Here is a 5,174-nt window from a genome sequence, read left to right as displayed (position 1 = left end):
CCTGTCCCTCGCCTACATTCTGGGCGGGCTCACCTACATCAAAGGCAAGCCCGAAGTGCTGGGCGCCATCTCCCTGGACCTCTTCTCCGTGCTCCTGGGCGGCGCCACCGCCCTGCTGCCCCTGTTCGCGCGCGATATCCTTTTCGTGGGCCCGCTGGGCCTGGGCCTTTTGCGCGCCGCCCCCGCCGCCGGGGCGTTGTTCATGTCCCTCTACCTTGCGCGCACGCCCATGACCCGCCGCGTGGGCCTGAAGATGTTCGCCTCCGTGGCCGTGTTCGGCGCCGCCACCATCGTCTTCGGGCTCTCGCGCCACTTCGGCCTGTCCCTGGCCGCCCTGGCCACCCTGGGCGCAGCCGACATGGTCAGCGTGGTCGTGCGCTCGTCCCTGGTGCAGCTGGAAACGCCCGACGCTATGCGCGGCCGCGTGAGCGCCGTGAACTCCGTGTTCATCGGCACCTCCAACCAGCTGGGCGAGTTCGAGTCCGGCGTCACCGCCGCCTGGTTCGGCGCGGCCCCGGCAGTGGCCCTGGGCGGCGTGTGCACCATCCTCGTGGTGCTGCTGTGGATGCGCCTGTTCCCCGCGCTGCGCGACCGCGAGAGCCTTGTGGCGCGGTAGACGGGAAGGCGCTGGGGGCGCCGCCCCCAGGCCCCGGCAAGGGGCGCTGCCCCTTGACCCCGCCAGAGGGCACAAGGCCCTCTGGACTCCCTGTGGCGAGGATTTCTTGTTCCGGCGCGAAGACGCCGGAACAGGAAACCCTCGCGGAGGGTCCGGGCGGAAGGCTTCTGACATGAGGCTTCGGGAATAAAGTTCCAAGAGCGAGGTTTTGGATGGAGGTCGCTGTCGGCAAGCAGCGTCGTCAGCCCTGGGAAATTCCCCAACTTGCTGCCCTGACCAACTTTGCCCTCTAACAGCCACCTCTTCCACCGGTCCTGCCTGCCCCAAATGAGAAGCCCCGGAGCGCTTTTGCGCTCCGGGGCTTCTCATTTGGTCAGCGGGTCCAGGGGGTGCATACCCCCTGGCCGCCGGAGGCTATTCTCTTCCTACCCGCACTTGGTGTAGCCGCAGGATTTGCAGCAATTGCAGCCTTCCTCGAAGGTCAGCACCTCGCCGCACTCCGGGCAGGTCTCTTTCACCAGGCCGTTGGCGTGGCTGCTGGCGTGCTTTTCGCCGGAGAGGTAGCGGTTCTCCAGCACCCAGGAAACGGCGTCGGGGATGGACTGCAGCAGAATCTTCTTCTGGAATTTCGGGTGCTCGCCGCCGATGCCCTTGAGCTGTTCGACGATGTCGCGCACCTCGACGCCGCTGCGCAGGGCGAGGGAGACGAGGCGTCCGATGGCTTCGGCCTTGGCGGTGATGGACTTGCCGGATTTGCCGATGGTGGCGAAGACCTCGAAGGGCTTGCCGTCCTGTTCGTTGATGGTCAGGTAGAGCGCGCCCAGGCCGGTGTCGACCTTCTGGGTGAAGCCGTAGACGACGTCGGGGCGCTTGCGCACCACGGTCTTGGGCTTGCCTTCCTCGGCCGCGCCTTCCTTCTTGTCCTGGCCGTCGCCGGTGCAGAGCACCTGGGAGGACTTGCAGCCGTCGCGGTACACGGTGACGCCTTTGCAGCCGTACTCGTAGGCCTTCCAGTAGATGTCCCAGATGTCTTCCTGCGTGGCGGAGTTGGGCAGGTTCACGGTCTTGGACACGGCGTTGTCGGTGTACTTCTGGAAGGCGGCCTGCATCTTCAGGTGCCAGATGGGCTCGATGTCCATGGCGGTGACGAAGATGCGGCGGATGTCGGCGGGCAGGTAGTCCATGTTCTGGATGGTGCCGATCTTGGCGACCTCTTCCATGAGCTTGGGGCTGAAGGCCTCGGCGTTTTTCAGCGCCTGCTCGAAGAAGGGGTTCACTTCCACGAGCTTGTCGCCGTCCATGACGTTGCGCACGAAGGACAGGGCGAACAGGGGCTCGATGCCGCTGGAGCAGCCCGCCAGGATGGACAGGGTGCCCGTGGGCGCGATGGTGGTGGTGGTGGCGTTGCGGTATGGGCCCTGCTTCTTGGCGGCGAAGGTGCTGCCCTCAAAGGCCGGGAAGGGGCCGCGCTCGTCGGCCAGGGCCTTGCTGGCCAGCTTGGACTCGTCCTGGATGAAGGCCATGAGGCGCTCGGCCAGGGTGACGCCTTCCTGGGAGTTGTAGGGCACGCCCAGCTGGTACAAGAGGTCGGCGAAGCCCATGAGGCCCAGGCCGATCTTGCGGTTGGTGCGCACCATTTCGCTGATCTGGTCGAGGGGGTACACGCTGGCTTCGATGACGTTGTCGAGGAAGCGCACGCTCTGGTGGATGACGGTGCGCAGCGAGTTCCAGTCGATGCGGTCCGGAGCGTTCTCGTCAAAGAACAGGGCCAGGTTGATGGAGCCCAGGTTGCAGGCCTCGTAGGGCAGCAGGGGCTGCTCGCCGCAGGGGTTGGTGGCCTCGATCTCGCCCAGCTGCGGGGTGGGGTTGTCGCGGTTGATGCGGTCGAGGAAGACCATGCCCGGATCGCCGGATTCCCAGGCCTTTTGCACCAGCATGGCGAAGACCTCGCGGGCCTTCAGGCGCTCGCGCACTTCCTTGTTGTTCGGGGCGATGAGGTCGTATTCCTCGTCCTTGTCAACGGCCTGCATGAAGGCTTCGGTGAGGCCCACGGAGAGGTTGAAGTTGTTCAGCTCGCCCTCGCGCTCCTTGGCCTTGATGAAGCGGATGATGTCCGGATGGTCCACGCGCAGGATGCCCATGTTGGCCCCGCGCCGGGTGCCGCCCTGCTTGATCTGCTCGGTGGCGGTGTTGAAGATGCGCAGGAAGGACAGCGGGCCGCTGGCCACGCCGCCGGTGGAACCTACGCGGGAATCGGTGGGGCGCAGGCGCGAGAAGGAGAAGCCCGTGCCGCCGCCGGACTTGTGGATCAGCGCGGCGTGCTTCACGGCGTCGAAGATTTCCTCGATGCTGTCGCCCACGGGCAGCACGAAACAGGCGGCCAGCTGGCCCAGATCCGTGCCTGCGTTCATCAGGGTGGGCGAATTGGGCAGGAACTTGAAGCTGGTCAGAAGCTCGTAATATTCCCGCGCCCGCGCGGCCACCTTGGCCTTGCCGCCCTTGAAATTGCCCTCCTGCTCGGCGATCTTGGCCGCCACGCGCCAGAACAGCTCCTTGGGCAGCTCGTAGGGCTTGCCGTCCGGGCCTTTGCGCAGATAGCGGCGCGAAAGCACCACCTTGGCGTTGTCGTTCAGGATGACATCGGGCAGATCGGCGGGCATGGGGATTTGGGTCATTGAGGGTTCCTTACGCGTGTTTTTGGGGTTCGCGATTTCGTACTTAATGATATGTTCTGAAAAATCCGGCGAGTGCCGATTATGACTGCGTAGTATCAAGATTCTCTAGAATTATCCAGACTCCGGGGAGCAAGGCGGCGCAATGGGTAGCCCTGAAAACCCGCCCAGGTCAAGGGTTCCCGGACAGCATTTTTCTGCGCAATCAGGAAGAATTCTCTGGATTCGCGGAAATCTCCTGGAATTCGAAGCCAAGAGCCCGAATGACACTGTTGGACACCAGCATGCCCGCGCGAGTAAGGCGCAGACGGCCCTCGTCCAGCAACGTCAGCCCGGCGCGCTCCAGCTGAATCAGCAGATCCGCGTGGGTATTACGCAGGTCGTGCCCAAAGGTGGCTGCGTAGGTGTTCAAGTCCAGGCCATCGGCCGTGCGCAGAGCCAACATCAGCGCTTCGCTGGCGCGGATGTCTGCGCTCAGCGCCTCGCACCCGGCCTGACCGGCCCGGCCTTCAAGCACCAGCGCCTCCCACTCGGCCAAATCCGGCGGGTTGGCCCAGCGCACGCGCTCCGTCTCCTCTGCCATGGTCGAAACAGCGGCGGGCCCGAAGGCCAGCACATCCTCCCCGCGCCAGCAGGACATGTTGTGGCGGCAGCGCTGCCCTACCCCACCGGAAAGCTTTGCGAAGTTGGAAATCTCGTAGTGCTCGTACCCTGCGGCTTCCAGCAGTTCGGACCCGCGCAGGAACATCTCGGCTTGGCAGTCCTCATCCGGCAGCGCGGCCAGGGCGGTGGCGTCTTCGGCCAGGGGGGTGCCGGGCTCGATGGTCAGCCCGTAGCAGGACAGGTGCTCCGGCCTTAGGTCCACGGCCTGGCGCAGGGTGGAAAGCCAGCCCTCCACGCTCTGCCCTGGCAGACCGAAGATCAGGTCCAGGCCGATGTTCGCGAACCCGGCAGCGCGGGCGGCGTGGAAAGCTTCGCGCACTTGGGCGGCGGTGTGCACGCGGCCAAGGGCCTTGAGCGCTGCGTCGTCCAGGCTCTGCACGCCCAGGCTCAGGCGGTTCACGCCAAGTTCCCGAGCGGCGCGCAGAAGTTCCGGCGCGGCCGAGTCCGGGTTGGCCTCAAGGGTGATCTCCGCGTCCGGGGCTAGGTCGAAGCGCTGGCGCAGGGCGGCGAGGATGCGCGCCAAGGCGTTGGCCCCCAGCAGGCTGGGTGTGCCGCCGCCGAAAAACAGCGTTGGCGCGGCCACGCGGCCAAAGATCTGGGCCTGGCGGTTCATTTCCGCCTCCAGGGCGGAAAGGTAGCGTGAGAGGGCGGGCGCATCCGGCCCGGCAGAGCCTGTGGGTGCGGAGAAGAAGGCGCAGTAGCGGCACTTGGCCCTGCAGAAGGGCGCGTGCACGTACAGGGAGGCCCGGGTGCTCATGGGGGCGGCTAACGCGTGTAGCGGCGCGCGCCCAGGAAGCGTTTGGCCCAGTAGCCGTCCTTCATGTTGGCCTCAGAGATGCCGCGGCCGGGTCTGGGGCTGTGCACGAACACGTCGTCCTCCATGTAGATGCCCACATGCCAGCGGCCCCGGCGGTTGATCTTGTAGAACACGAGATCCCCGGCGCGCAGCTCGCTGGTGCCGATGCGGATGCCCGCATGGTACTGCTCCTGGGCGGTGCGCGGCAGGTTTACGCCGTGCTGGCGGAAGGTCCACTGGGTGAAGCCGGAGCAGTCGAAGCCGGTGACGGGCGAGGTGCCTGCGCGGCGGTAGCGGCGGCCCTTCTGGGTCAGGCCCGTGCGCACGATGTCCAGGCCCAGCGACGGCGGCAGCTTGGCCAGGCGCTCCAGGCGCGCTTCCACTTCCAGGTCGTCCAGGGTGGGGAATTCAGGGATGTCCGTGGCCT

Annotated in this window: 4 protein-coding genes; 1 reads left to right on the top strand and 3 read right to left on the bottom strand. The window is 66.0% G+C overall.

Going from position 1 to position 5,174, the window contains the following annotated elements; all coding sequences use genetic code 11:
- A partial coding sequence (locus tag VN419_RS08460) for an MFS transporter (RefSeq protein ID WP_325646456.1) occupies positions 1–616 on the top strand: 616 nt, incomplete at its 5' end.
- A gap of 425 nt (positions 617–1,041) precedes the next feature.
- On the opposite strand, the gene VN419_RS08455 is transcribed toward VN419_RS08460, so the two are convergent.
- The 3 genes from VN419_RS08455 to VN419_RS08445 all read right to left on the bottom strand — a co-directional run.
- Positions 1,042–3,291: a vitamin B12-dependent ribonucleotide reductase gene (locus tag VN419_RS08455; RefSeq protein WP_325646454.1), complete on the bottom strand. Its 2,250-nt coding sequence runs from the start codon at positions 3,289–3,291 to the stop codon at positions 1,042–1,044.
- Between the two features lie 202 nt (positions 3,292–3,493).
- A complete protein-coding gene (gene hemW, locus VN419_RS08450) occupies positions 3,494–4,708 on the bottom strand; it encodes a radical SAM family heme chaperone HemW (RefSeq protein WP_325646452.1) in 1,215 nt (404 codons plus the stop codon).
- 8 nt (positions 4,709–4,716) lie between these two features.
- The coding region (locus tag VN419_RS08445; protein ID WP_325646450.1) for a C40 family peptidase at positions 4,717–5,174 on the bottom strand (458 nt) is incomplete at its 5' end.

Source organism: Humidesulfovibrio sp. (assembly GCF_035560995.1).
Classification (GTDB): Bacteria; Desulfobacterota; Desulfovibrionia; order Desulfovibrionales; family Desulfovibrionaceae; genus Humidesulfovibrio.
The sequence above is the reverse complement of the archived record's forward strand: the minus strand, read 5'-3'. Positions and strand labels throughout refer to the sequence as shown.